Source organism: Dyadobacter ginsengisoli DSM 21015, assembly GCF_059568735.1.
Genome location: NZ_JCANTY010000001.1, coordinates 336,776 through 360,980 on the forward strand (window position 1 = coordinate 336,776; position 24,205 = coordinate 360,980).

Sequence of the window (24,205 nt, forward strand, 5' to 3'; positions counted from 1 at the left end):
AGCATCGATGACCATTCAGATTAAAAATGCTGGCCTGTTGTTTTTGTGGTTCCTCTGCGGAGGAGCCGCGGCGCAGGCGCAGTCCACAAAGCCTCCGGGTGTTTGTTACGAAATATTTGTCCGCTCTTTTGCCGATTCCAATGGTGATGGCATCGGGGATATCAATGGCATCACGGCGAAGCTCGATTACCTCAAAGAGCTGGGTGTAGACGCTCTATGGCTTACACCGATTTGCAAATCACCTACTTATCACAAATATGATGTGGTAGATTACAAGGCCGTCGATCCGGAATACGGGACACTGGCAGATCTGAAAAACCTGATCGCGGAGGCGCACAAAAGGAAAATCAGGATCATCAAGGACCTGGTGGTAAACCATACCAGTAATCAGCATCCATGGTTTCTGGAAGCACAAAAAGGGAAAGACAACCCTTATCGCGATTACTATGTGTGGCTCCCGCAAAAGGCTATCGACTCGCTGGGTATTGCGACCCGGGAGAAATCGGGGGATTCCTGGGAGGTGAACCCCTGGCATACAATACCGGACGCCAGTCCGGAAAAGTACTACGGCCTGTTCTGGAGTGGCATGCCCGACCTGAATTTTGACAATCCCAAAGTGCGGAACGAAATCTATGACATCGCCAGATTCTGGTTGCAGGAAGTGGGTATCGATGGTTTCAGGCTGGATGCCGCCAAGCACATTTACCCCGATTGGGAAGCCGGGAAAAGCCAGGCATTCTGGGTGGAGTTCCGCGAAAAAGTAACGGGTTATAAACCGGACGTATATCTGGTAGGAGAGATCTGGACGACCCCGGATAAAGTGGCGCCCTATTTCAAAGGTTTACCTGCCAATTTCAACATCGATGCTTCGCTGGCGATTCAGAAGATATTAAGTAAAGGAGCGCAATCCGATTTGGTAGCACAGCTTTTGAATACCTATTCGGAATACAAAAAAGTGAACCCCGACTTTGTGGATGCCACCATTACCGGCAATCATGATCAGCTCCGGATCGGAACGGCCGTGAACGGGGATCTGAATAAAATGAAAATGGCTGCTGCTTTGCTGCTGACCCTTCCGGGGGAGCCTTATTTATACTATGGGGAAGAAATCGGGATGCTTGGAAATAAACCTGACGAAAACATCCGGGAGCCATTTTTGTGGAAGGCCAAAAACGAAGATAAAATGCGTACTTCCTGGATGAAGCCGGCATTCTCCACGGACGAAAAGGTGAAGAACCTCGAAGCCCAAAAAGCCGATCCCGGTTCACTTTTTAATTATTACAAAAAACTCCTGCAACTGCGTCATAACCACCAAGCTCTGGCGCAGGTTTCACCCGCGAACCTGATGGCCAGCGACATCCGTGAAACAGACATTCTCTCGTTTGTCCGTCCGCATGCCAGCGGCGGTTTACTGGTGATTCATAATACGGGCGACAGCGAGAAGATCATCACGCTGCCGGCTGCATTTAAATCCGGTAAATTAATATTCAGCTCTGACGAGGTCACAATGAAAGAGGGTAGTCTTAGGCTCCCGGCATTGGGCACCGTGGTCGTGAAATAATCGCCCGATCGTTTCAAAGTGCCTGATGAAGCGGCAGTGGTACTTTAGTGTTATTGGATAACAAAAAAGGAATATTTTGTTTGATGCATTTCTTTCAAAGCAAATTTGTAAACACCTTTGTAACCGGTCATTAATCAAGCTGATATGAGCCATTCGCCCAAAGAATTGACATTGCCGGTTTTGCAGGTTCAGATTTACGGTACCATCGCATCGATCGTTGTATTTTTTATTCTCTCATTCCCATTTCAGTGGATTTACCACCGACCCATTTTTAGATTTGAGGAAATCGATATCACAATCGGTGTTATCATGGCAGCCTCATTTTTTGTAGGAATTGCGGTTCACGAGCTTATCCACGCCCTGACGGCTTTTGTGTACGGGAAGGTTAAGCCGAGCGAAACCAGGTTTGGGTTTCAGTGGAAATCAATGACCCCCTACTTTCATAGCAAAGTCCCGATACCGGCAGGGAAGTTTCGCGTGGTAGCTATCATGCCGCTTCTGCTGATCGGCGTTGTACCCTATATCTGGGCCATGTTTCTGGGTAACGGATGGCTTGTCGCGTTTGGCATCCTCTTTATACTCGCCGCGACGGGCGATCTGCTTATCCTCTGGCTGATACGCGACATCGATAGCAAACAGCTGGTTCAGGACCACCCCGAAAAGATCGGCGTGATCATCACAGGCTAGCGTTGCTGTGCCCGGATTTTCGAAAATAGGTCAGCCCCGCACCGACTAATAACCCGTCCGCGGTGAGGGTCGGTGCGGGGGTAATTAAGAATCAGATGAAAAGATATTTTTCTATTTGTTTTATTAACCCCGTCAAGGTTGTATTTTGCGAGGTAAAACGGCATGATCTTGTCGTCATCCTGGCCGGTGACTTAGCTTTTCCGATGCAAATAATCCTTCGGAAGCAAGATTAAAGCAGCTATTAAACTGGCAAAATATACTCCTATGGCTTTTATTGACTTTGTACTTCGGCCTCCTTCATACGGATGGCAAGACGAATCCGGGAACCTGATCAAGCCGAGTCCCAAAGAGATTTTCCGGGAGTTCTTCCAGCGCCTTAATGTGATGCAGGACAGGAGAAACTGGCTTTCGTTGATGAGCTGGGTGAAAGTGATCTGCATGGTGCCATTCCTGGCATTGTTTATCTTCAAATTTTTCAGCCTGCCGTTGCTGCTCGCTGCTTTTTTGTACAGCATGTTCATCATGGGAACGCATGGGACGATCTGGCATCACCGCTATTGTACCCATGGTGCGTACACATTCCGGAACAAATTCTGGCGTTTCATTACACAGAATCTTACCGTGAGTATGATTCCCGAAGAGATATATGTCGTTTCCCATCACGTCCACCATGCCAAGTCCGACCTGCCCGGCGATCCTTATAATGCCCAGGGCGGTTTTCTGTATTGTTTTTTGGCGGATGTCAACCATCAGCCCATTGCCTGGAATCTGAGTGAATCTGATTATGGTCGCGTGAAATCCCTGATGAAACATACGGGAGTGCAGGCGAACACATACGCGCAGTATCTGGTGTGGGGCTCACATCAGCACCCTGCGAGGGCAATTCTGTCCTGGATACTCAACTGGTCGTTCTGGTATGCAGCTTTCTATTTGCTGGGCGGACATGCCCTTGCTTGTACACTGTTTGGTGCAGCGGGCTTTTGGGCAGTAGGGGTGCGCACTTTCAATTACGAGGGGCATGGAAAAGGTGAGGACAGGCAACGGGACGGAATCGACTATAATAATAAGGACAGGTCTGTCAATCAGCTTTGGCCTGGCATAGTTGCCGGAGAATGGCATAACAACCACCATCTGTTTCCCAAGAGCGCCCGCAGCGGCTTCAAACCGTATCAGGTGGATATGGCTTGGTATTATATCAAACTTTTGAGCATTTTGGGCGGTGTAACCAGCTACCATGATTCAAAAAAGCAGTTTTACGAAGAATACGAAACCCCTCATCGCATGTCGAAAGGAAAAGAGGAGCACGTACAAATGCCCTAACGCTCCATTTTCGCTCCGCTATGCGGTTTCACTCAGCATGTGAGCCAGTATCGGTGCGCATTTCTCCTGGCAGGCGGGATAAAACTGGCCATGTTTCCAAAAGTCGGACTTGGGGGACATCCCCCACCAGAATTCGGCCATTGCGAGTGGCCTCATGTGATGCAGAAATGCATACTGCAGTAATTTAGGACCCGCACATTCGCCGGCGCCGGCGGGCGGATTTTTGTAGGAAGCATCCGCAAATATTTTGCGCAGACTTTTCCGCTTTCCCGTCCGGTTGAGAAAATGATACTGATCAAAAATTTCATGCTGCAATGAAACGGAGTGTCGCTTTCGCAGCACTTTCAGGCTCCGGACCACTGCTTCGTGCGTTTCACCTTTTTGCTCTTCCAGCATTCTGATGGACTCATTGATCCGGGAAAGTTCCGTCATTCCCGCGTTCAGAAAGCCGCCGTTGGCGAGGCCGTCGAAGATGGGAGGCACGAACCGGCTATGATGGTTCCCACCGCCAAGCTTTCCCGAAAATGCCGCGAGATATCCGATTTCATGGAACTCGGTCTCCACCACCAGAACACCGAACATCTTACCTGCGATATTTCCGGCTTCCTCCGATAATCCAAAGTTATGCCGCCATTCCTGCTGGTTTTGAAGGTGCAACTGTAACATTTTCGCAGCCCGTAAAGCCAGCGGATGTGGTTGCTGATCAAACGGGGATGTGAACTTATCCGGCAGCGTATAGCCCGTTTTAGTTTTTTCAAACGGTGTAAAGAATTCGTCTGCCGACGAAACGGAGGGTGCTAACAAAAGATCTCTGAATACTTCATTTGCAATCATGCGGACGGATACTTCCACAGTATCCGCCTGCAAAGGTAGCGAATTAGTGTCTAAGGAGTTTCCTGGAGGTTAATGGCTCCGTGGTTCTTTTTGGTCTCAATCGTAAGAATGGTCCGATTCGGGCGACTTTTTATTCCATGATGAGGGCCATATCCTGTGCTTTGCCCTGAGGCGTTTCCCGGGTACGTTCGAGCCATTTGGTCCGAATAATCAGGGTCAGCACCGCCAGGATCAGCACGGCGTAACCGGCACCCAGCCATGCCTGGTTGTCGATCCGGATGGTTTTAACCACGAGGTAGCTGAATGCAGAAGTAGACAGGATGTAACCCCCGCCGGTCAGTCCGCTGGCCATACCGCCAAATTGCGAAAACCGGGTGAGGCAGTAAGCCAGCATGCCGTTAAAGATAAAGCCGGAAGCAGCGTGGAGCAAGATCACGTAGGCCATCAGGGTGTACAGGTTGTGGACCTGCAGGGTCAGCAGGATGAGGCCGCCGGATACAGTCAGCTGAGCCACCGCCATGATGAACAGCTTCTTGAAAAATGGTTTGGAGATCATTGCTTTCGATAACAGGCTGCCGGCCAGCATGGCCAGGCCTGAAATCATGGAACAGTTGCCCGTGACCGTTGCCGGGTAGTGCATCACTTTCTCGATCAGAAAAGGGCTTGACATATTGTATATCATCAATACGCCGTAGGATAAACCTAAAATGAGCAGGCCCGAGGTAAAGTCCCTGGTCCGGATCATCGACCGGTAGGCATTACCGATTGTTTTCAGACGGAACGGCACTTTCGAAGCGATCGTTTCGCCGCTGAATATCAGTTCCAACGCCAGGAACACCAGCCCGAAGCAACCCAGGAAATAGAAATTCGACTGCCAGCCCAGCCGGGTTTGCAGATATCCGCCCAGAAAGGGCGCTATAATGGGAGCCGCCGACCAGATAACGGAAAAAAGACTGGTGTAATGTTTCAGCTTTTCACCTTCGTAGAGGTCGAAGAAAAAGGACCGTTTGCTAACGACGATTACGGCGGACATAATACCTTGTACGGCCCGCATGGTGTAGATCATAGGCAAACTTCCCGCGTTTGCGATCGCAAAACTCGCCAGGCTGAAACCGGCTAATGCGATGATATTGGGCCAATATCGGCCATAGCTATCCAGCAGGCCGCCGACCAGCAGCTGTCCTATTCCATAGGTTGCCAGGAAAATCGAAATGGAAAGTTGCACGGCGGCTGGGGTAGCGTTCAGCTCCGCGCTCATCGCTGGTAATGACGGAATGAAAATATCAAGCGCAAAACCGGTGATGGGGATCAGGCTAAAAGCCAGTACTGTGCTAATTGCTTTATTAGAATCTTTGATGTTTTTCATATGCTGGCATTTGATGGCCCAAAAGTAGGACGACAAGCGGAGATGCCGGTAATATGAATCAAAGCAATGCTTATACAAATCAAATATTAATGGACTTGCCTGAGTTGTTCGCGGAAGAGCAGCGGCGTGATACCGGTATTTTGTTTGAAATACTTATTGAAATGCGAGGGGTATTCAAAGCCGAGGGTATACGCGATTTGTGCGGCGTCCCAATCGGTATTCAGAAGCAATGTTTTGGCTTCCTCGACAATCCGTTCATGGATAATCTCGCGGGTGGTCTTTCCCGTGGATCGTTTAAGTACGTTGTTCAAATGATTGACATGAATGCTCAGTTGATCGGCATATGCTGCCGGCGTCAGGAGGCGTAGCGGGTTTTCCGGAGAGTCGACGGGGAATTGCTGGTTGAGCAGCCCGAAAAACCGGGAAATCAAACGGTCGCTGGTATTTTCTGTCAGTACGGGCCCCTGCAAGCGAATACCTTCCAGGATGATCATTTGGAGGAGGCTTCTGATCATGTCAAATCTGTATGTGTATGTTGTTGATAATAAGCCTTCCATCTCGCGAAAGAAGCCGCCGATCCGCTCGGTTTGCTCCGACGTCAGGGAGACGACCGCCGGGACGGCAGGATTGAACAGTGCACTCCGGTACCGGATCTCCTGCCGGACGCTGTTCAGCAGAAATGTGTCATTGAAAAGACAATAGTAGCCGGATTGTGCCTCGGAGATGGCCTGGTATGAGGACGGGACAGACGGGTTCGAAAAGATAATCCCAGCGCCCTCAATCGGAGTCTCCTTGTCGCCCGCCTGGTGTATTCCCTCTCCCACGATCATGCAGATCTTATAATAGTCGCGCCGGTTGTAGGGCGTCATCCTGTTGAGACAGGTGCGCTGCTTTACATTAAAGTGGCTGACGTTTGTCTGGGAGACCAGGTCCGCAGGCACTGGCTGGCGGGTGCGCTCATAGAATTGTTGCAGCGTTTCGGTTCCGATTGTCATAGGGGTGCTATTATATAAATCAAAGTTAATTATAATAGCGGTTCTGAGCAAACACGGAATGTGTTGCTATGGATAAGGGACATCAAGCGGCACCCAGATGCAGAATTTTGTCTGTTTCTGTGCGTATCATCACTATTTTTAGCCTTCAATCAGTATAAATCCTTTTTCATGATGAAAAAACCAACATTTTTCGCTGCACTATTGGTGCTTATGCTTTCGGTTATTAGCCAGGGGATTGCCCAGTCCGGTCGCACCGACGTTGAAAAGAAACTGTCCGACCTGGGCGTTACGCTTCCCAAACTCAATGCACCTAAGGGAAACCTGCTAAGAGCGGTTCGCGTGGGTAACCTCGTTTACCTGTCAGGGCACGGCCCCGATAAACCCGGAGGCGGGCAGATTACCGGAAAGGTGGGCGACGATCTTACGGTTGAGCAGGGGAAAGAGGCGGCCAGGCTCTGCGGAATCGCATTGCTGGCTTCACTGAAATATGAGATTGGAGATCTGAACAAGGTCAGGAGGGTTGTAAAAGTCCTGGGACTGGTGAATTCCACACCAACGCTGAGCCAACAGCCGCAGGTAATCAATGGCTTCACGGATTTTATGGTGGAAGTCTTTGGGGAGAGTGGCAAACACGCCCGTTCTGCGATCGGGGTGGCGTCGTTACCTTCCAATATCGCGGTCGAAATCGAAATGATTGTCGAGGTTGCGCCTTAGGCTGCAAATCACCGGAGCGTCCGCTGGAAATGATCAGAAGTGAAACTGCTTATATTCAGGCAACTATTTGATTTTCTAAGCTCAAATGAAAACGAGGCAGTCCGAAACTGCCTCGTTTTTTTGTTTACTACAATGCTGTGGAGATCTACGCGCAGACAAACTAGGACACCGATGCATTCATAAATCGTGTAAACAGGGGGGCGTTGGCTGCGATACGGCGGGTTGGAAAAGTCAGGCAAGTATTGTCTGATGCCCGAGATTCTATAAATGCGTAATAATACGCATTGGATCAAGTAGTTAAACTCTATCAATAGCAATACCATATTCACTATTTTCGCATAAGCCCATCTCTTTCTGTAAAAGTGATTTCAGATGATAAGACTTCTATTGATCTGTGGCATAGCCCTTTTGGGACATGTCAATTCATTGATTGCCCAAAGTAAATTTCCAGGTGTCTTTAATTCAAAACTGGCCGTTTATGCTTCTTTCAATGGCGGGTATGGGATTAGTCTGGCCACGGCATACTGGGTGACCCGGGAGGACCTGCTATGGAACCTTGATTTTCAGCCGGGGGTAAATCTGGCCTTCACGCTGGCGGGCACCCGGTATGCGCTGGGAAACAAGAACCGACAGGGCTCACGTACGCAACTGAACATCGTGATCACGCCGCTCAATGTACTTGGTATTGCGGGGAAATCGCAATACGAGGAGGTGCCTGTCTTCAAAATAGGGCATTCCAGTGCTTTTCTCGCCAACAATGAATTTCAATTTGTTCTGGGATCGAACTTCATACTTACCCCGAAGTCTAACGTCAACATTTTCAGGGCCAAGTTCAACAGGGATAACGTATATACCACCAAAAACAGGTCCCAGCAGCTGATCGTTCTCGGTGCGCGCGCTACACTGAACTGGAACCAGAAGAACAGACTGTCCTTCCAGGCGCTGTTCTATAACGACAACATGGTCATTCCATACATCCTGCAACAATTTGCGGATCATTATGACCGGTACTACACAGGAGGGCTACGCTTCTCCGCGAACCTCTATACGCAAAGAGAGCGAATGAACAACAAACCCTGGCATATCAGTTACGCCAGTGACGTTTATACAGGATCGTTCGAGAGGGATTTGTTCGATTATCCGGACGTGTATGATATTAATGAGCAATTTGACGTCAATAAGCCCGAATTGACAAGGAACGCGCGCTACGTAAACCAGGAGCCTGGTGAACGCATGCTGAACGAAGGCCGGAAAATCATCAACATTGGCATACCCATCCGTAATTCAATGTCTTCGCAGATCGACGACTACCGCAACTGGGGTCTAAATCTGTTCTTCGGCGTTCAGGGTGGTGAACAGGGCATACGGCCTCAGAATAGGAATCATTCTAAAAAAGTCATTTATAAAGTGAACGCCCGCCGTTATAATCCTGCCGTTTTGCATAGTACAAAAGGAAAGGATAAGATGGAACTGGAAAGATTCCATTGGTTTAATCCGACGGCAGAATCGGGCAGGTTCATCATCGGAGCAGGCTTAAACAGTCAATTGTAACATGACCGCAAAATTCACAACCCTTCTTTCATGCTTGCTGGTCTTTTGCCTGCAAGCTATTTGTCACGGAGAGGAGACCAGCCCGGCTGCAATCGTCGCCCGTATGCAGTCCATGACCAGGGAGTTTGGAGCCGGCGTCTTTCTGCGTTCCATACAGCAGGCCGAGATTGAAAAGACCACAAATTTCAGTTCCAGAAACAGCTATACTCCTTATATTCAGATACATAAACTCTATTATCGGTTCTATGATTTTGATGATACGGTCAGTATGTCGGAAGACAGCGCCTATTTTTATAAAATCGGTAAAGTGTTTGTCAGCGAGCGGTACAGGGAATTGGATTTTAAGGCTTTACACAAGACTAAGGCGGATTTTCAGAAGGATATCGACGGTTTTTTTTATTATTGCAAACTTTATTTTCACGTCGAGGACAAACAATTTAAACTGGTAATTTATCCCGGCTATGTGCAGAATGTGTGTGAGCCTTATATGCATTTTAACAAAGTCGCATGTCCCGAACATGACCATACGACCATCGATGACGCCAGCGTCATGCACGAAAACTCGATCAGGGCACTTATCCGGATTCCAGATGCGCTGAGCCGTGAATTCGTAGTGGACAACAGTTTGCGTGCCAGAGACAGATTTGAGAAAACCAAGGACACGATTATCAGGCTGAAAAGAGAAACAAAGGAGCCATATAATACCAACTATCGCTATTGGGATAATAAGGCCCCGTTCTGGGACGTCCAATGGTTCGACTGGGTGCATTCTTCCATTATCAATCTCTTCATTCTCAAGAACAGTACGCTTGAGGTAAGCCTGAACCTGTCGAAGCAAATGAAGGTGTTCAGGGTCGACGAGGTCAGTAACAGGATATCGGGTTTGTCGTTAACCGAATCGAAGAATGTCAACAACGAGGACTTCGCTTACCGGACTACCTATTCGCTCAACTATCTGGCCCTGGATTCACTCAGGGAAAGCCTGAACGACATGTTTATCGAATCGGAGGATAAAGTAATTCTCAATCTCGTCACTTCCAACCGACCCGACGACAGCTATCTTACAGGTAAATCGTGGGTGTATCGGAGATTTCCCGGGATAAGAACGGGAAACAGCATTATCGATACGTGCATCAAGTCACCGGACTACAAGGCATGCATTGTTGCGGTGAAAGAGCGTTTGAAGTTTCAGGAAGATGCCATCGCTTCCAGAGTCAAAGACCTGACCAGCAACATCGCCATTGACACTGTGAAGCTGGGAACTTTTAAGAAGACAATCACCGATATGGAGGGGCTCATGGGATCGACAGATGCGCAAAACGCGGAAAAACGTCTGAAACGGGTGCAGCTATCCGCTGTCATCAATGAAACGACCAATAATGCTTTTACACCCGCCTTGCAGCATGATAAGCAGGCGATCCGGGATGTTATCGAAAAGGTTTCTCCCGATATTGCCGATTTGGAGAAACTGAAAAACAGCCTGACGGCATTGACGCGGGCGGATAGTCTCCCGGCTGTTCTGAAACAGATCGACAGAGTCGATAAAGGGTACGAGCTTAATTTTATTCATAGTTTGAAGAGTTATAGAGATCTAAAAGAAGATATCAGAGATCTGTTGCCACAAAATTATGTGGATTTGCAGTTTGACGGGCTTGGTTTTAACCGATCTTCAGGCGACGGGAGCGAGGTTATTTCGGCGGACGAGCTGGTATTTGCATCGAAAAAATTAAGCGCTCGAATCGGCGAGTTTGCAGATTCTTTCAATAAAATAAAATCGAACCTGAACGATTATCTGAAAAATCTGGAAGAGGAGGAAAGCAACAATTCGGCAAACGTATCACGCCAGACTGCTTTGAAAAGAGAAAGGGCTGCGTATGATGAGCTCCAGGGGAAGATCAGTCAGCAGCAATCCAGATTGAAAGAAAGTGCCGACAGTCTCGCCATTATACGTAACGGCAATGTGCTAAGCAGCGTGGCCCAAAACTTTCATGATTTGTTTATTAAGGATAATATATCCGAAAGGAAATACTTCATCTATTTGAAGAACGAGTGGATCAGGAATAGTCTCGATACGGTAAGAGTCGCCAGCAGGAGGGACGATCAAGAGAATATCAAACAATTTCTGAGGTTGTTCTCGATTCCCCTGTATGTAAGGGCCGGTCTGCCTGTTTCGGCCCAATCGTTTCTGAGTACCTCAAAGCAGGCAAACCTGTCCGTGTTCCTTAAGCATCAGGTAATGGAGATTTACGATCCGTTCAATATTAACCGAAAGCGCGTCCGGGCCAGATTTAAGAATGAGATGAGTAAAGAAATGCTCCACCATTTTGCGGGATGGAAGCCCCGATATAAAAAGATGATGTACGACTTACTGGCTAAGCAAACCATTGCTGATAGCATCGCGAACTTTGATCCCTTCCGAGGTACTTTTACAACGTCGGTTTCAGCCAATGAAAACAGAATATGGAAGGTCAGCTATGGTAGCCAGGATCACTACTGGTTACAGATTTCGAATGAGCTTTTTGAGAACATCCGGTACTTTAATTGGTTTTACAATATGAGCTACAAAAGAACTGCCAAAGCCAGAGAGCGGTTTTTATCCGCTTACAAGCCGTAAATATTTTGAATTGCAGTGCGGTATTCGGGTAGGTTCAGGTAAAGACCGATGTCGTGAAACGTATTGGGCGCTTTATGCCCGTTGGCCTGGGCGTAGGAAAAGTTGACAGATTGAAAATTCTGGACATTGTGGTAACGGCGAAAATACTCCCGCGTCCGGATCACTTCGGATTCTAATGCGCCCAGCGCTGTGGAACCGAAAGAGTCGCTGATTCCATTGATCAGCCTGCCATTATAGTTTGCGCTTTCCAGCAGTTTTCCGATCCATTTTTTACCAAAACGCTTTCCGAGATCCGGATCGTTGACATTGTATCCCAGTATAATCCGGTAATTGTCACTTTCCAGCGGGCGATTGTTTTCGCGGCTTCGCTTGTAGTAGTCCATGAATGTCTCTATCCCCGGCAGGGAAGCTTCCATCAGGAATGCGTTCACTTTCGATTGCGAGGGCGTGAGATACGAGTTGGATTGATCCTGATAGCACTGATCGAGGAGACGCCAGAGCTCTGATTTGCGTGCGGCATAAGCCTTGACCTTTGATCGCTGATTGAACAACGATTCGCAGATCACATTGGCTCCCGAGCTGTGCGACATCATATTGATTTCCAGGTTTACGGAGTCTATTCTGCTCACTATGCCACGAAGTGCCAGACCGGCTTTGTAGCTCGAAATGAGAGCGGGCTGGTAGTTTAGTCCGGTTTTTATGCCTTTTTCATTCACAAACCGCCCGTCCCAGTGCACTTCGATAAAAAGTGTTTTGACGACTTCGGAACCGCCTTTCAGAATAAGCCGACGCAGGTTGTATGCGTCAAGAATCTCCTGAATTTTGGTCACCTGAGATGCGAGCTTGGCTTCCGATGAATTATGTGAGGTGTGGTCGTTAACAAATGTGTTGTTGAAACCGACCATTAAAAATGTAACGTTGCTGTAACGGAAGTCGTGGATCAGGTTCTGCAGCCTGCTTACAATCGAATCCGTGGAAACCGAATTGAATGCTTTTCTGAAATTATAGAGGTCGTTGGAGCTCAGATCACGTTTGCGGTAATACGTTTCCAGCAGTGGCTTATATGCTGCCGATAACCCCTTGTAAAATTGGGGATTCAGGCAGGAAATAATGCCATTTTTTGCACTATCTGCGTAGTCGCTGGGGTAGGGAAGGAGCGAGTAATTATTCCCCCTCAGATAGGTATTTAAAATTCGCTGATCAGGAGGATATATAATTCCTTCCCGATCTATGAAAATACGTACTACGTGATACGAAGTGTCTTTTGCATCTATTTTCCCTGGGAAAAGCGGCGCCAGTCCATTCCGGTTTGCCACCACATCGACACCGGTATTTCGCTCACCGTACAGTACCGAAGTTTTGAGTCCGCATGACTGAGCGATAAGCAAAATGGGGAGCAATAAAATCGTCAGATTTTTCATATTGATTCGAACGAGATAGAAGAGGTAGGTATCGGGGCAGACGGGCTATGAACCCTTCTTCAAAATCGTGAAATCAAGAGAATAATGCAAACTTCCCGGTCCGGCAAAGCGGAGAGTTTTGGCATAACTTATTAAACGGCTATCCCGACGGGGGGCCTTTGACTCCCGGGGTGTCGGATGATCATGGTTTGTTTGGGAACAGCATGAAAGAAGCGCACCCCACCCACCCGGGCGTGCACCTTGGAGACTATCTGTCCTTGTTAGCCATTCTTTTGAAGCACATGAAAGAAAATTTCCGTACGAATGGCAAATCCCAGCGACTCGTACACGCCGATCGCCCGCGTATTATCCGCCTTCACGTGCAGGAAAGGGACTTCCTCGTTCTTCTGAATGCGGCTCACCTGCCGAAGCAACAAATGCCGGGCATAACCCTTGCCCAGATGCTCCGGATGCGTACAAACTGCGCTGATCTCTGCAAACCCTTTCGGATGCAGTCGTTGGCCGGCCATGGCGACCAGCCTGCCATCTTCCAGAATTCCTTCGTAATGCCCAAACCGGATCGTTTCCGTAGCAAACGGGCCCGGATTGGTGAGGCTGGTCAACGCAAGCATTTCAGGGACGTGCTCCTGCGCGAGTGTAGTGATGGATGGTCCTCCTTCCGAAACCGGATTCGCCGGGCCGTGGTGAAGCATCTGGTACCCGTCGATCGCGGCGAGCAATTTCCAGGGAGAGGGGATGTCCATTTTCTGATTGCTGACAAAAATGACGACGTTGTCAAAAGGGACAGCTTCATGCAATGCTGTCAAATGCCGCTGCTCCGGGCGTTCCACAGCCGTAAAAGGGGAAACATCGGGGCGAAAAAAGGCGGTGGCGCCGAGCACGGTGCCGAGCGGACGATTGTGAGAAGTCAGCGCGTGCCAGGCCGGATTGTCGAGAATATGTTCCATTGAAATTCGTATTTGCGAAGCTAATGTACGGTTCTCTTTCCGAATTGGCCATTTGATTACTGCCTAGGGTGATCAGAATCGTTAAATCTCCGGAGCTGAGCGGCGAGATCTCCGCCTTTCCCAGAATGGCATTTTCCTCCATCGCTGCTCTGCCGCGTATTGCTGCCCATGCATGGTCAGGTACACATCGAAGGCCTGACTAATGATTGCGTCATACGCGATAGTAGCGTCCGTTGCCCCCTGTAATGTGTCGGTAATGGCGTGGCCCGCATAATAGCCGCCTTCCAGGGCAGTCATGATCCCATAAGAAGAAATGGGATCGAATGTGTAGGCGGCATCCCCGACAGCAAGCCAGGAGTCGCCGGTTCGCTCGCTGAGCATGGAAGTAGATGCGGGACGGAGTGTTGTTCCAGTGTTGGCGCTGCAAACTTTGAGGAGCGGAGCGATCAGGACCGTCGCGGTGGTTTGGGCAATTCGCAGAAAATGCCCGGGTTGCAGCATCTGCTTGTCAACGAGATCGGCATCGGTCATGAACACGACAGATAGCCTGTTGTCCGATAGCGGGGCAGCATACCACCAGCCATCCGGCGCGGCTTCGATGAAAGTATGCTGCGGTGGTGCCGCACCGTCTACGGTCAGCATCAGGGATATGCCCGCCAGCGCGTCCAGCCGGTGCCGCTGGCTGCCGAGGGCGCGCGCTATCCTGGATTGCCGTCCGGAAGCATCGACCAGGAATTTGCATGATACCTCATCCGTTTTATTTTCGCCATCATTTGTAAGAACCTGCCAACCGCCTTTTTGTTTTTCAATATGCACCGCCCGCTGGCCTTTCAGCCAATCGACACCCCGGGAAAGGCAGTGTGCCCTAAGTTGGTCTTCGAAGCGTGGCCTGTCCAGATGCCACCCGTGCGGCTGTATGTGTGCGAAGAAACTTTTTTCATAGGGTGTACTGCTGCCCCACGCGAAATGGTTTCCGTAGCAGGGCAGATGGGCCGGATCGCCCAGTAAGTGATCGATCCCGGCCCTGGTCAGTATGGATTTGGAATTGGGAGGAATGGTTTCACCCACTTTGCTGACCCATGAAATCTCAGGCTCGGCAATCATACATCTGATCCCCCGGTTCACGAGGCTCAATGCGGTAGCCATGCCAGCTATCCCTCCTCCGGCAATCAAGACAGGCGTGCTGTGCTTCATTTATCTTTCGTCCCGCCTGAATGTGCGCCGTTCGCGCAATGGGCGCGCCGGACTTTCCTGATCGCCGGCCACCGTTTTCAGAAGCACGGTAGCCTCACTGAGTACCTGCGGAGTTGCGCTCTCCGCTTTCAGCACCTGCTTGTACGTCGGATCGTCGTCGGTGAAGCCACCGCGGTCGGATTCCACCCATACCTGCTCCGGAAGCCAGTCGGTTGTGCCGGTTTTGGGTAACGGATGTTGGACAATAATGCCCAGCTCGTGCCAGCGCGCAACCATTTTATTGATTTTGGACTGATACTGAGTACCCAGGTCGCGGAGCCAATCCTGGCGATAATCGAGGTGTTTCAGTCGCTGTGCGTCATTCATGGCGCTGTCGGAAAGTCTTGTAAAGCTGTCACTTGAAAGTACCTGATTGGGGACCCGGGCGGCCCAGAAGGATGGAAGCGCGAGATACAGCGAGGCTACATATCCGGAGAGGCAACTGGCCTCGTCGGTTTGCCAGGGTACACCCAGCCAGCGTGTCAGCGAGCCTGGTCCGCTGCCATCGAGCGGACCGCCGGCTCCTAGTGCAATGGCCGGAGATAACAGCGGGCCGTAGTCATCGGCCGGTGCGGTACCTTCCGGGAGTATCTTGACGCGGAAGGGGCTTTTCCAGAAAATCAGATTACGGAAAGGCCAGGTAATCTCGATGCCCGGGTGGAACGGGCCGCCGAGGCATTCTTCCAGGGGCGCTTTGTTGAGCGCGGCAAGCTGGTCCTCGGGGTCGAGTTCTTCAAATGGCGTTAGTGGCCGCAGGGCGCCGGTTGTAAAATCGCCGTTGGCCCAGCGTGTCATGCATTCGTACTGGGTTGCGGTAAGCGGTAAGTCCACATTGGGCAGCGCTTCATAGTCGCCGAATGTGTCTCCGTAAAACGGCGGTATCTTTTCCGGTTCATATTGGTCGCCATTGGGCTCGCGATACCAGTTGAATACCCGCATCCTTTCCTCCCTGCTGCTTTCTGACGGATCGGATAGTTTGGCCAAAATATCCTTCCCGGTAAAGTCACTGGGCGAGTTCTGGCCAAACAGCATATAGAAGCCGTGATTGACCCACTGCGTATCCACGGTGCGTTTCAGGATCGGATAAATGTGCTCATAAAAAACGATCGCGTCAGGTTTCTGCATCCAGCCGTTGCGCACGTAGAGATCGTACACGACGTCGTACATCGTTACCACCGCAAACAATCCCTGGCCGAAGTTGGGCGGTGTCACCGCAACCATCGCGGGTGTGGCCTCGAAAGTCTGGCCTTCAAATGTAACGGTGGCCCGGATGGTGCCGTCCGAGACGTCGTCGTGCCAGCCGTCGTTGTTGGCAAATGTGATCGCGGCGGCATTCGACGCCGAGGCCGACTTTCCTTCGCCGCCTATCACCATGAGCCTGCCTTCTTCATCTGTCCGTATTTCCCCGAGGGTGACATCGATATCGTAAAACCGGCCGCCCGTCAGCTGGTACGTAGGGCCATTGACATCTTTGCCGCTGATCGATCTCGGTCCCGGGTCGATAATCAGCTTGGAGCGATCAGGTCCTGTAACCGTTGCATTGCGAAATGCCGCCGGTATGCCGTAGCCCGGGAGGTCGAGCGCATTCATAAACTGATACCATCCGGCCTTCCTGTTGGCAACATGTACCCGCCATGTGATACCGGCATTGTCGCTTGCTTTTAATTCTTTAATAACTTTGCCATCTTCGCCGATGCCGTAGATCCGAAACCTTACTGCCTGCTTTTTCACCCTGCCTAATGCATCTTTGTATCCGTTTTCAGGCACGGGATGCTGGCCAGGTAGCTCGGAAGCGAGGAAGTACTCGTCGGAATTACCGACACGGGCAATGCCCAGCGGTGGATAGATCGCAACTGATTTAATGAGAGAGCACATTTTGCGGTGATTTGAAGTGTAAAAAAAATATCGTTGGATGTAGGTGGAGTAGTAGAACTACTTTGATGCAAAGCAGAAATGCGGTCTTTTTACTGGGAAGAAGGAATGTATCTTGTGAAGAATTGATTTTCCGGTTTACCGGATCAACTCATATCATTTTATGGCAATGACAGACATTCAAACCGAATTTATCCGTGAAGCTATCTGGCATGGGTCGCTGACGGGCGCCGACGCGATGTTGGAGCGATATCCTGAACTCGCAGATGCCAGCATTTTCACGGCCGCCATATTGGGCAACAACGAACTTGTATCGACCTATCTGGCCGCGGACCCGGCGATTGCTATGCATACGGCAGCGCCCTATGGCGGCAATGCCCTCGTTTATTTGTGTATGTCCAAATACCTCCGGCTGGACCCGGATCGCAGTGACGGTTTTTTGAAAACTGTACGGATACTTCTGGAAGCGGGCGCTGATCCAAATGCAGGCTTCTCGACGACCGGCAAATACCCGGAGTTCGAAACCGCATTGTACGGCGCTGCCGGAATTGCCCATCACGAAGGTCTTACGAGGCTGTTGCTGGAATTTGGTGCAGATCCAAATGATGGCGAGGCGGTATACCATTCTCCCGAGACCGATAATAATGGCGCGATGAAGGCTTTGGTTGAAACCGGAAGGGTCACGCCGGAAAATCTGGTGCTGATGTTGATCCGCAAGCATGACTGGCACGACTACCCCGGTGCAAAATACCTGCTTGAAGCCGGTACTGATCCCAACAGGATCTGGGGGACGACATCGCCTTTTCATCATGCATTGGCGCGTGTAAACCACATTGCGTTCATCAAATTGCTGCTCGATCATGGTGCAGATCCCGGAGTGGTTTGCGCGGGCGTCACCGCTGCGGCACGTGCAGCAAGAGAAGGGCGTGCGGACGTACTTGAAATGCTCCAAAAACGCGGAATTTCCTATACCCTTGCAGATACGGACCGACTCATTGAAGCCTGTGCGTTTGGGGACGCCGGAGCGGTGGAGGCTATCGTAGCTGCCGAGCCGGTCCTTTTAGACAAATTGCTTACCATGGGTGGTGAGCTGCTCTCGAAATTCTCGGCCGGCGGCAATGCAGCCGGTGTGAAGCAACTTCTGGATGTAGGGGTGAAGGTAGACGAGCCTTTTGAGAATGGTGATGGTTATTGGGATATCCCGAAAGGTAGTCTGGCCATTCATGTAGCAGCCTGGCTGGGGCATCCGGACGTCGTGCAGGTGTTGGTCGAAAGGGGGTCCCCCATAGACGTACCAGACGGAAACGGCCGCACACCGTTGCAGCTGGCAGTCCGGGCCTGTGTCGATTCTTATTGGACGGACAGGCGAACACCGCTGTCCGTGGAGCTTTTGCTGAAAGCGGGTGCTAACGGCGATGCGATACCGTTGCCTACCGGATATGCAGAGATAGATAAGTTGCTGGCAGTTTCATAGGCTTGTGCAGTAGGTTGTAGGTTTTAAAGTATGAATTGAACATCATCCGGTCGTTTTTGCTGCCTGCTGACGAGTAATGCGGAAAGTTTCTCCGAACGCGCTGATGTTCTTCAAGCGCATAGAATTCCATTTTGCAGGCAGGTACGTGTTGATTGGGCATGAGCGCAACCCGGTCGGAGTCCCTGGGCCGTCGTGCCTGAGGCGAATACACCTTTCAGCGCGTATAATGGAGAGCGGTTCCTGTACCACGGAGCTGCACCTGGCTGCGGATTTCAGAAGTCCTCCGAAACGGACGGATTTCACGGTTTCGAGCAGTCCCGGCTTTTGTCTCCCCTTGGATGCTGCCATCTTCCTGAATTTTCCACCGGCTATACTGCAACGGCTACGCTTTAGCAGCAATCGCCGGAAGCAACGCTGCGGTGTAAAAAACATATTCTTCATACCGGTGCCACGAGTTGAAATAGATCGGAAAGCGGATTGGGATTGCAGTCGGATCGGCAAGGTTTTTCAGAAACTTCTACTAGCCATAGTACATAGCTAATATATAAGCATAGAATAGTATAGTATGATGAATTCAGGTGTATTATTTTAATTGATAACCACTAATATACTAATAGTGAGTTGAAATAGTGATTTTTTAGAAAACAGTCACTACTAATTTTATTTCTATTTCCTGTAAATAAAAATAGTATAGAATAGTATAGTTTAATTTGAAATTGTGTTCTTTTGATAAAAAATTAGACAGGACTGGTACGGTAGCCTGTTTTCACCGGCTTGCCCTGAGTAAATCATGTTTCACTCATAACCCTTTTTCAGCATGACTTTTTGTACCCGTTTTTTTTCAATCATTCTAACTGTGCTGCTGTGCCTGGCGGGTACCGGGGCGGCATTTGCGCAGGTTTCGGTCTCGGGCCGGGTGACGGATGCTTCCGGCCCGCTGGTAGGCGTTAGCGTTATCGTCAAGGGCTCCAAAGGCGGCACTTCCACCAATGCGGAGGGGGAGTTCTCGATGCGCGTTCTGTCCGCCGACGCGGTGCTGGTGTTTTCCTACATTGGCTATCTCCCGCGCGAAATCCAGGTGGGCAGTAAAAGCAAGCTGGATGTGATGCTCGAAGCGGACACCAAGGCGCTCGACGAGGTGGTGGTGGTAGGTTACGGCACCAAAACGCGGGCCGATCTCACTGGGGCGGTTTCGACAATCAAAGGCGCTGACCTTGAAAAATCACCGGCCGCGAACCTCACCAATTCCATAGCAGGGCGGGTGCCGGGATTAATCGCCAATACCCGGAGCGGCGAACCGGGAAACGACAATGCCGAAATATTCGTACGCGGAAAGGCTACATTGGGGAGCACCGGCGCTTTGGTGGTCATCGATGGCATACCCGATCGGTCGGGTGGTTTCGCCAGGCTCAATCCGGCTGATATTGAGTCATTTACGGTGATCAAAGATGCCACAGCGGCCATTTATGGAGCCCGGTCGGCGAACGGCGTGATCCTGATCACCACCAAACGCGGGCAGGCCGGCAAACCGGTACTGTCTATCGGGAGTAACTGGTCGCTGACACAGGCCACCCGCGTTCCTCAAATGCTGAACGCTTACCAGTACGCATTGGCTACCAATGAATACGATCAGATGATCGGTCAAAAGCCAACATGGCCGGACGCGGCCTTGCAGAAATTTAAAGACGGCTCCGATCCGCTTTCCTATCCGAGCACGGACTGGTGGGATGCTACGATGAAAAAGCAGGCCCTGCAACATAATCAGGTGGTTTCACTGCGGGGTGGTACCGATAAAGTAACTTATTTCCTTTCTGGCCAGTATCAGAAGCAGAATGGCATCTACAAGGAAGACGCGGCCTATTACAAACAGGCACAGGCCCGTGCGAATGTCGATATTGCGGTTACCAACGACCTGAAAATCGGCGTGGACGTGCTTTACAGAAATGAATACCGGAATTCGGCCGTGGGCAACTACAATGCGGGGGCGATTTTCCGGGAGCTTTGGCTTGCTTATCCTTACCTGGTGCCCATCTATCCCAACGGACTGGTTGGTCCCGGTATCGGAGGAGGCCCCAACAATAGTATGATTTACATTACGAGCGGTGAAGCGGGTTACAACCGGCTCACCAACGACTTCCTCCAAACGAAAACCTATTTTAAATGGGACCTATCAAAACTGGCCGACGGGGTCTTTCTGGATGGATACTACGCCTATGACCTGACTTTTTCGAAAAACAAATCATTTACTAAAACACCTCCGCCGGCCTTCCGCTACGACGGCGCGACGGGTACTTACACTCAGATTAACTCCTCGATCAAGCCAAGCTTGTCGGAGGTACGCGGGTCGCTTGTGCAAAACCTGATGAACATCCGGCTGGGTTACGCCAACCGGTTTGGCGACCATTCCATTGAAGGCTTTGCCGCCTACGAGCGTTTCGAGGGAAAAGCGGACGAGATTAGCGCATTCCGATCCAATTTCCTCAGTAATTCGCTCGATCAGCTCACAGCAGGCAGCCTGATCGGTCAGCAGAACAACTCCACTGCGGCCCAAACCGGGCGTAACAATTTCATTGGCCGGGCCTCCTACGGTTTTAAGAACAAATACCTGTTCGACTTCAACATGCGCTATGATGGTTCCCAAAACTTCCCCGAGGGTAAGCGTTACGGCTTTTTTCCGGCACTATCAGGTGCCTGGCGGATTTCGCAGGAGGATTTTTTCAATGCAAAAGGCGTTACCGAGCTGAAATTGCGCGGTTCGTGGGGGAAAACGGGTAATGACGTGGTTTCCGCCTTCAACTATATCCAGACTTACCTGCTCGGGACCGGATACGGCTATTCACTCGGGCCGGGTGCGTCGCAGGTCAGCTCGCTGGTGCCGGGACCCACGCCGAACAAGGACATCACCTGGGAAGTGGCCACGACTACCGATCTGGCGCTTGACGCGCAATTTCTGAAAGGAAAGCTGGGATTGACCATCGATTACTTCCGTTCCATGCGCTCGGGTATTCTCATCACCCGTAGCGAGTCGGTGCCTGCGTATACAGGGCTTACGTTGCCCAACCAGAACCTTGGGAAAGTATTGAACCGGGGGATTGAAGTCGATGCCTATTACAACGGAACGATAGGCAACAGTTTTTCTTACAATGTGCGGGGAAACCTCACGTTTGCCCGCAACAAGGTGATTTTTATGGATGAAGCAGCCAGCGTGCCTGCTTATCAGCAAAAAACCAACATTCCGATAGACTCCTGGCTGGTGTATGAATCCGACGGCCTGTACCAGAACCAACAGGAAATCGACGGGAGCCCTCACCCGGCCAATACCGCTCCCGGCGACATACGCTATAAGGACATCAACAACGACGGAGCGATCAACGGCCTGGACCAGGTCCGGAAATCATCAGTTCGAACGCCTGAGCTGGTGTACGGAACATCGCTGAGCTGTTCGTGGCGTAATCTCGATTTGTCTGTTTTTGTGCAGGGACAAGCCAGAGCCCAGTCTTATCTGGCCCCTGCCGGGTTGAATATGGCCAGCGAATTCTTTGAGGGGCGCTGGCAAAAAGAGGGCGACAACCAGTACCCGCGCAATTTCAACGGTCCTACGGGAGCGACGAGAGGGGTTAACACGCTCACTTCCGACTTTTGGCTGCGCAATGCGGCATTCGTGCGGCTGAAAAATGTGGAACTGGGTTTTACATTGCCCGCCACGGTGATAAAGAACGCGAAAATGCATAGTGCCAGGATTTATGTCAATGGTAGCAACCTGTTCTCTATCGATCGTTTCGGGCCTTCTTTTGATCCTGAAATCCCTAACAACTCCGGTTATTATTACCCTCAGCAGCGGGTTGTCAATCTGGGCGCAAACATCAGTTTTTAATTCAAACCCTTTATCTCCATGAAACCACAAACCAATACTTACCGTGGACAGGCCTTCTTGCAAAAGAATATCCATTGGCCGAAAAACAGATGGGTAACTGCCTTCCTCGTAACCCTCATGATGATCATGGGTGCGTGTAAGGATGTACTGGACCTGAAACCCCTGAACGCCTATTCCGAAACAGACGTTTGGACGGATCCGAACCTGGCCCGGGTATTTGTGAACGGCATCTATGATCAGACGGTGCTTGCCTACAAAGACGGCGGATTCGGATGGGCAGCCCAGACCGACGAGTTGTACGGGAACTTCAACTGGACCAATGAAAACAGCTATGTACAGGGGGAAGCTACTCCCGATAATCAGTCGGCTTCGTCGCTGAACCGCTGGGGAGATCTCTATTCCTCCGTGCGTAACTGCAATGTGTTTCTCAAAAACATCGGTCAGCTGGATACCACCTCCAACGGGAAGACAGTCCGTACAATGAAAGGCGAAGTGTATTTTCTGAGGTCGCTGGCCTATTTCGAACTGCTCAAACGGTTCGGCGGGGTTCCGTTGATTACCAAGGTGTTCGATGTCGAGGACCGGACCTTCAACGAACAACGCGCTACCTGGACAGAGACGAAGGACTTTATATTGTCAGACATCGAACAGGCCACCCAGCTGCTGCCAGCGGCCTATTCCGCGGACCTGGACAAAGGGCGGGCCACGATCGGGGCTGCGTTAGCGCTTAAATCACGATTGCTGCTCTATTCGGCGAGTCCGTATTTCAATACTTCGGGCGACAGGAAGCGCTGGCAGCAGGCCAAAGAGGCGGCCAAAGCCGTGATTGACTTTAAAGCCACTCCATATGCCCTCTACGGCAATGCGGCGAATGGGACCTACAATAAAACATACCTGGACTTTTTCAACCCGGAAGTCATTTTTGCGCGGGTGTACAGCGGGTTGGTCAAAGCCGACCGGTTCAATACAGTGAGCCGTGATCTGAGCCCCAACGGGTATGAGGGGTACAGCGCCTACAATGTTATTCAGCAAATGGTGGACGCATTTGAAATGGCCGATGGCACGGCATTCAGCTGGGCTAACCCGGTTCATGCCAAAAATCCGTATGCCAATCGCGATCCGCGTTTCTACGCGACCATTCTGGCCAATAACCAACCATTTAAAGGCAGGGTCACGCAGTTTTTCGAAGGAGGTGACGATTCGCCTCAAAGCCCTTATTCTCCCTGGAATGCGTCCAAAACGCGTTACGTAATCCGTAAAATGGTGGATGAGTCCGTCGACTGGCAGAAACAGGACTTCGCGGCCTCGCAATGGGTCGCATTCCGGTTATCGGAAATGTACCTCAACTACATGGAAGCGTGTGCAGCTCTGGGCGAAGATGGCGAAGCGCTGGCGTACCTTAACAAACTGCGGGCCCAAAAGGCTGGCATGCCCCCGGTCACTGCGTCAGGTGCAGCATTGATGGACAAGATCCGGCAGGAGCGGAGGATCGAATTATGCTTTGAGGGGCACCGGTACTTCGATATCAGAAGATGGGGCATCGCTGAAACAGGTTCCAAAGATGCCCTGGGCGTGATCATCACCAAACAGGCCGACGGCACATTTTCCTATCAGCAGACCACCGTCCAGAAAAGAGTATGGCAACCTGCGCTTTATTTTTATCCGATACCCAGGACCGAACTGCAAAGAAATCCTGCATTGATCCAGAATCCGAACTATAATTAATGGGATGGAGGGCATCT

Annotated in this window: 17 protein-coding genes; 9 read left to right on the forward strand and 8 right to left on the reverse strand. The window is 50.6% G+C overall.

All coding sequences use genetic code 11. The annotated features are described in order from the left end of the window. The first annotated feature begins 7 nt into the window (after nt 1–7). The 3 genes from BP71_RS01080 (at nt 8) to BP71_RS01090 (ending at nt 3,568) form a co-directional block, all read left to right on the forward strand. Nucleotides 8–1,561, forward strand: coding sequence for an alpha-amylase family glycosyl hydrolase (locus BP71_RS01080; protein ID WP_496375692.1), 1,554 nt, complete (start codon nt 8–10; stop codon nt 1,559–1,561). A 144-nt stretch (nt 1,562–1,705) separates the two neighbouring features. Next, a complete protein-coding gene (locus tag BP71_RS01085; protein WP_496375694.1) occupies nt 1,706–2,248 on the forward strand; it encodes a DUF3267 domain-containing protein in 543 nt (180 codons plus the stop codon). Between the two features lie 264 nt (nt 2,249–2,512). Further along, nucleotides 2,513–3,568 (forward strand): fatty acid desaturase, encoded by a 1,056-nt coding sequence (locus tag BP71_RS01090; RefSeq protein WP_496375696.1) that lies wholly within the window; start codon nt 2,513–2,515, stop codon nt 3,566–3,568. Nucleotides 3,569–3,586: 18 nt separating this feature from the next. Here BP71_RS01090 and BP71_RS01095 read toward each other — a convergent pair whose 3' ends face one another. The 3 genes from BP71_RS01095 to BP71_RS01105 all read right to left on the reverse strand — a co-directional run bounded on the left by BP71_RS01095 (nt 3,587) and on the right by BP71_RS01105 (nt 6,763). Beyond that, nucleotides 3,587–4,435 carry a pseudouridylate synthase gene (locus BP71_RS01095; RefSeq protein ID WP_496375698.1) on the reverse strand — a complete coding sequence of 283 codons (849 nt, stop codon included), beginning with the start codon at nt 4,433–4,435 and terminating at the stop codon, nt 3,587–3,589. A gap of 97 nt (nt 4,436–4,532) precedes the next feature. Beyond that, nucleotides 4,533–5,768: an MFS transporter gene (locus BP71_RS01100; protein WP_496375700.1), complete on the reverse strand. Its 1,236-nt coding sequence runs from the start codon at nt 5,766–5,768 to the stop codon at nt 4,533–4,535. Between the two features lie 86 nt (nt 5,769–5,854). Next, nucleotides 5,855–6,763: a helix-turn-helix domain-containing protein gene (locus BP71_RS01105; protein WP_496375702.1), complete on the reverse strand. Its 909-nt coding sequence runs from the start codon at nt 6,761–6,763 to the stop codon at nt 5,855–5,857. A gap of 171 nt (nt 6,764–6,934) precedes the next feature. On the opposite strand from BP71_RS01105, the gene BP71_RS01110 reads away from it, so the two are divergent. The 3 genes from BP71_RS01110 (at nt 6,935) to BP71_RS01120 (ending at nt 11,642) form a co-directional block, all read left to right on the forward strand. Beyond that, the gene (locus BP71_RS01110; RefSeq protein WP_496377740.1) at nt 6,935–7,477 is read left to right on the forward strand and encodes a RidA family protein; all 543 of its coding nucleotides are present in this window, start codon (nt 6,935–6,937) and stop codon (nt 7,475–7,477) included. A gap of 372 nt (nt 7,478–7,849) precedes the next feature. Further along, complete coding sequence (locus BP71_RS01115) at nt 7,850–9,028, forward strand: hypothetical protein (protein WP_496375704.1); 1,179 nt, start codon at nt 7,850–7,852, stop codon at nt 9,026–9,028. A gap of 1 nt (nt 9,029) precedes the next feature. Continuing rightward, nucleotides 9,030–11,642 (forward strand): hypothetical protein, encoded by a 2,613-nt coding sequence (locus BP71_RS01120; RefSeq protein WP_496375706.1) that lies wholly within the window; start codon nt 9,030–9,032, stop codon nt 11,640–11,642. Here BP71_RS01120 and BP71_RS01125 read toward each other — a convergent pair. From BP71_RS01125 to BP71_RS01140, 4 genes are all read right to left on the reverse strand, one after another. Further along, nucleotides 11,630–13,063, reverse strand: a complete 1,434-nt coding sequence (locus BP71_RS01125) for a hypothetical protein (RefSeq protein ID WP_496375708.1) — start codon at nt 13,061–13,063, stop codon at nt 11,630–11,632. The two genes, BP71_RS01120 and BP71_RS01125, sit on opposite strands and share 13 nt — an antisense overlap. 260 nt (nt 13,064–13,323) lie before the next feature. After that, nucleotides 13,324–14,010: a GNAT family N-acetyltransferase gene (locus tag BP71_RS01130; RefSeq protein ID WP_496375710.1), complete on the reverse strand. Its 687-nt coding sequence runs from the start codon at nt 14,008–14,010 to the stop codon at nt 13,324–13,326. An 81-nt stretch (nt 14,011–14,091) separates the two neighbouring features. Then, nucleotides 14,092–15,204, reverse strand: a complete 1,113-nt coding sequence (locus tag BP71_RS01135; protein ID WP_496375712.1) for an FAD-dependent oxidoreductase — start codon at nt 15,202–15,204, stop codon at nt 14,092–14,094. Next, nucleotides 15,205–17,118: a LodA/GoxA family CTQ-dependent oxidase gene (locus BP71_RS01140; RefSeq protein ID WP_496375714.1), complete on the reverse strand. Its 1,914-nt coding sequence runs from the start codon at nt 17,116–17,118 to the stop codon at nt 15,205–15,207. It lies immediately after the preceding gene. Between the two features lie 160 nt (nt 17,119–17,278). Between BP71_RS01140 and BP71_RS01145 the strand changes: the two genes are divergently transcribed. Next, nucleotides 17,279–18,589, forward strand: coding sequence for an ankyrin repeat domain-containing protein (locus tag BP71_RS01145; RefSeq protein WP_496375716.1), 1,311 nt, complete (start codon nt 17,279–17,281; stop codon nt 18,587–18,589). 42 nt (nt 18,590–18,631) lie between these two features. Here BP71_RS01145 and BP71_RS01150 read toward each other — a convergent pair whose 3' ends face one another. Next, the gene (locus tag BP71_RS01150; RefSeq protein WP_496375718.1) at nt 18,632–18,937 is read right to left on the reverse strand and encodes a hypothetical protein; all 306 of its coding nucleotides are present in this window, start codon (nt 18,935–18,937) and stop codon (nt 18,632–18,634) included. 469 nt (nt 18,938–19,406) lie between these two features. Between BP71_RS01150 and BP71_RS01155 the strand changes: the two genes are divergently transcribed. Together BP71_RS01155 and BP71_RS01160 are read left to right on the forward strand one after the other, a co-directional pair. Then, nucleotides 19,407–22,463, forward strand: coding sequence for a SusC/RagA family TonB-linked outer membrane protein (locus BP71_RS01155; protein WP_496375720.1), 3,057 nt, complete (start codon nt 19,407–19,409; stop codon nt 22,461–22,463). An 18-nt stretch (nt 22,464–22,481) separates the two neighbouring features. Next, on the forward strand, nt 22,482–24,188 hold the full coding sequence (locus BP71_RS01160; protein WP_496375722.1) for a RagB/SusD family nutrient uptake outer membrane protein: 1,707 nt from the start codon (nt 22,482–22,484) through the stop codon (nt 24,186–24,188). Nucleotides 24,189–24,205 lie beyond the last annotated feature (17 nt).

Excerpts from the sequence above, each read along its gene's own strand:
- BP71_RS01080 (WP_496375692.1), top strand. The coding sequence starts at position 8 with ATGACCATTCAGATTAAAAATGCTGGCCTGTTGTTTTTGTGGTTCCTC.
- BP71_RS01085 (WP_496375694.1), top strand. The coding sequence starts at position 1,706 with ATGAGCCATTCGCCCAAAGAATTGACATTGCCGGTTTTGCAGGTTCAG.
- BP71_RS01090 (WP_496375696.1), top strand. The coding sequence starts at position 2,513 with ATGGCTTTTATTGACTTTGTACTTCGGCCTCCTTCATACGGATGGCAA.
- BP71_RS01100 (WP_496375700.1), bottom strand. The coding sequence starts at position 5,768 with ATGAAAAACATCAAAGATTCTAATAAAGCAATTAGCACAGTACTGGCT.
- BP71_RS01105 (WP_496375702.1), bottom strand. The coding sequence starts at position 6,763 with ATGACAATCGGAACCGAAACGCTGCAACAATTCTATGAGCGCACCCGC.
- BP71_RS01110 (WP_496377740.1), top strand. The coding sequence starts at position 6,935 with ATGAAAAAACCAACATTTTTCGCTGCACTATTGGTGCTTATGCTTTCG.
- BP71_RS01115 (WP_496375704.1), top strand. The coding sequence starts at position 7,850 with ATGATAAGACTTCTATTGATCTGTGGCATAGCCCTTTTGGGACATGTC.
- BP71_RS01120 (WP_496375706.1), top strand. The coding sequence starts at position 9,030 with ATGACCGCAAAATTCACAACCCTTCTTTCATGCTTGCTGGTCTTTTGC.
- BP71_RS01125 (WP_496375708.1), bottom strand. The coding sequence starts at position 13,063 with ATGAAAAATCTGACGATTTTATTGCTCCCCATTTTGCTTATCGCTCAG.
- BP71_RS01130 (WP_496375710.1), bottom strand. The coding sequence starts at position 14,010 with ATGGAACATATTCTCGACAATCCGGCCTGGCACGCGCTGACTTCTCAC.
- BP71_RS01135 (WP_496375712.1), bottom strand. The coding sequence starts at position 15,204 with ATGAAGCACAGCACGCCTGTCTTGATTGCCGGAGGAGGGATAGCTGGC.
- BP71_RS01140 (WP_496375714.1), bottom strand. The coding sequence starts at position 17,118 with ATGTGCTCTCTCATTAAATCAGTTGCGATCTATCCACCGCTGGGCATT.
- BP71_RS01145 (WP_496375716.1), top strand. The coding sequence starts at position 17,279 with ATGGCAATGACAGACATTCAAACCGAATTTATCCGTGAAGCTATCTGG.
- BP71_RS01150 (WP_496375718.1), bottom strand. The coding sequence starts at position 18,937 with ATGGCAGCATCCAAGGGGAGACAAAAGCCGGGACTGCTCGAAACCGTG.
- BP71_RS01155 (WP_496375720.1), top strand. The coding sequence starts at position 19,407 with ATGACTTTTTGTACCCGTTTTTTTTCAATCATTCTAACTGTGCTGCTG.
- BP71_RS01160 (WP_496375722.1), top strand. The coding sequence starts at position 22,482 with ATGAAACCACAAACCAATACTTACCGTGGACAGGCCTTCTTGCAAAAG.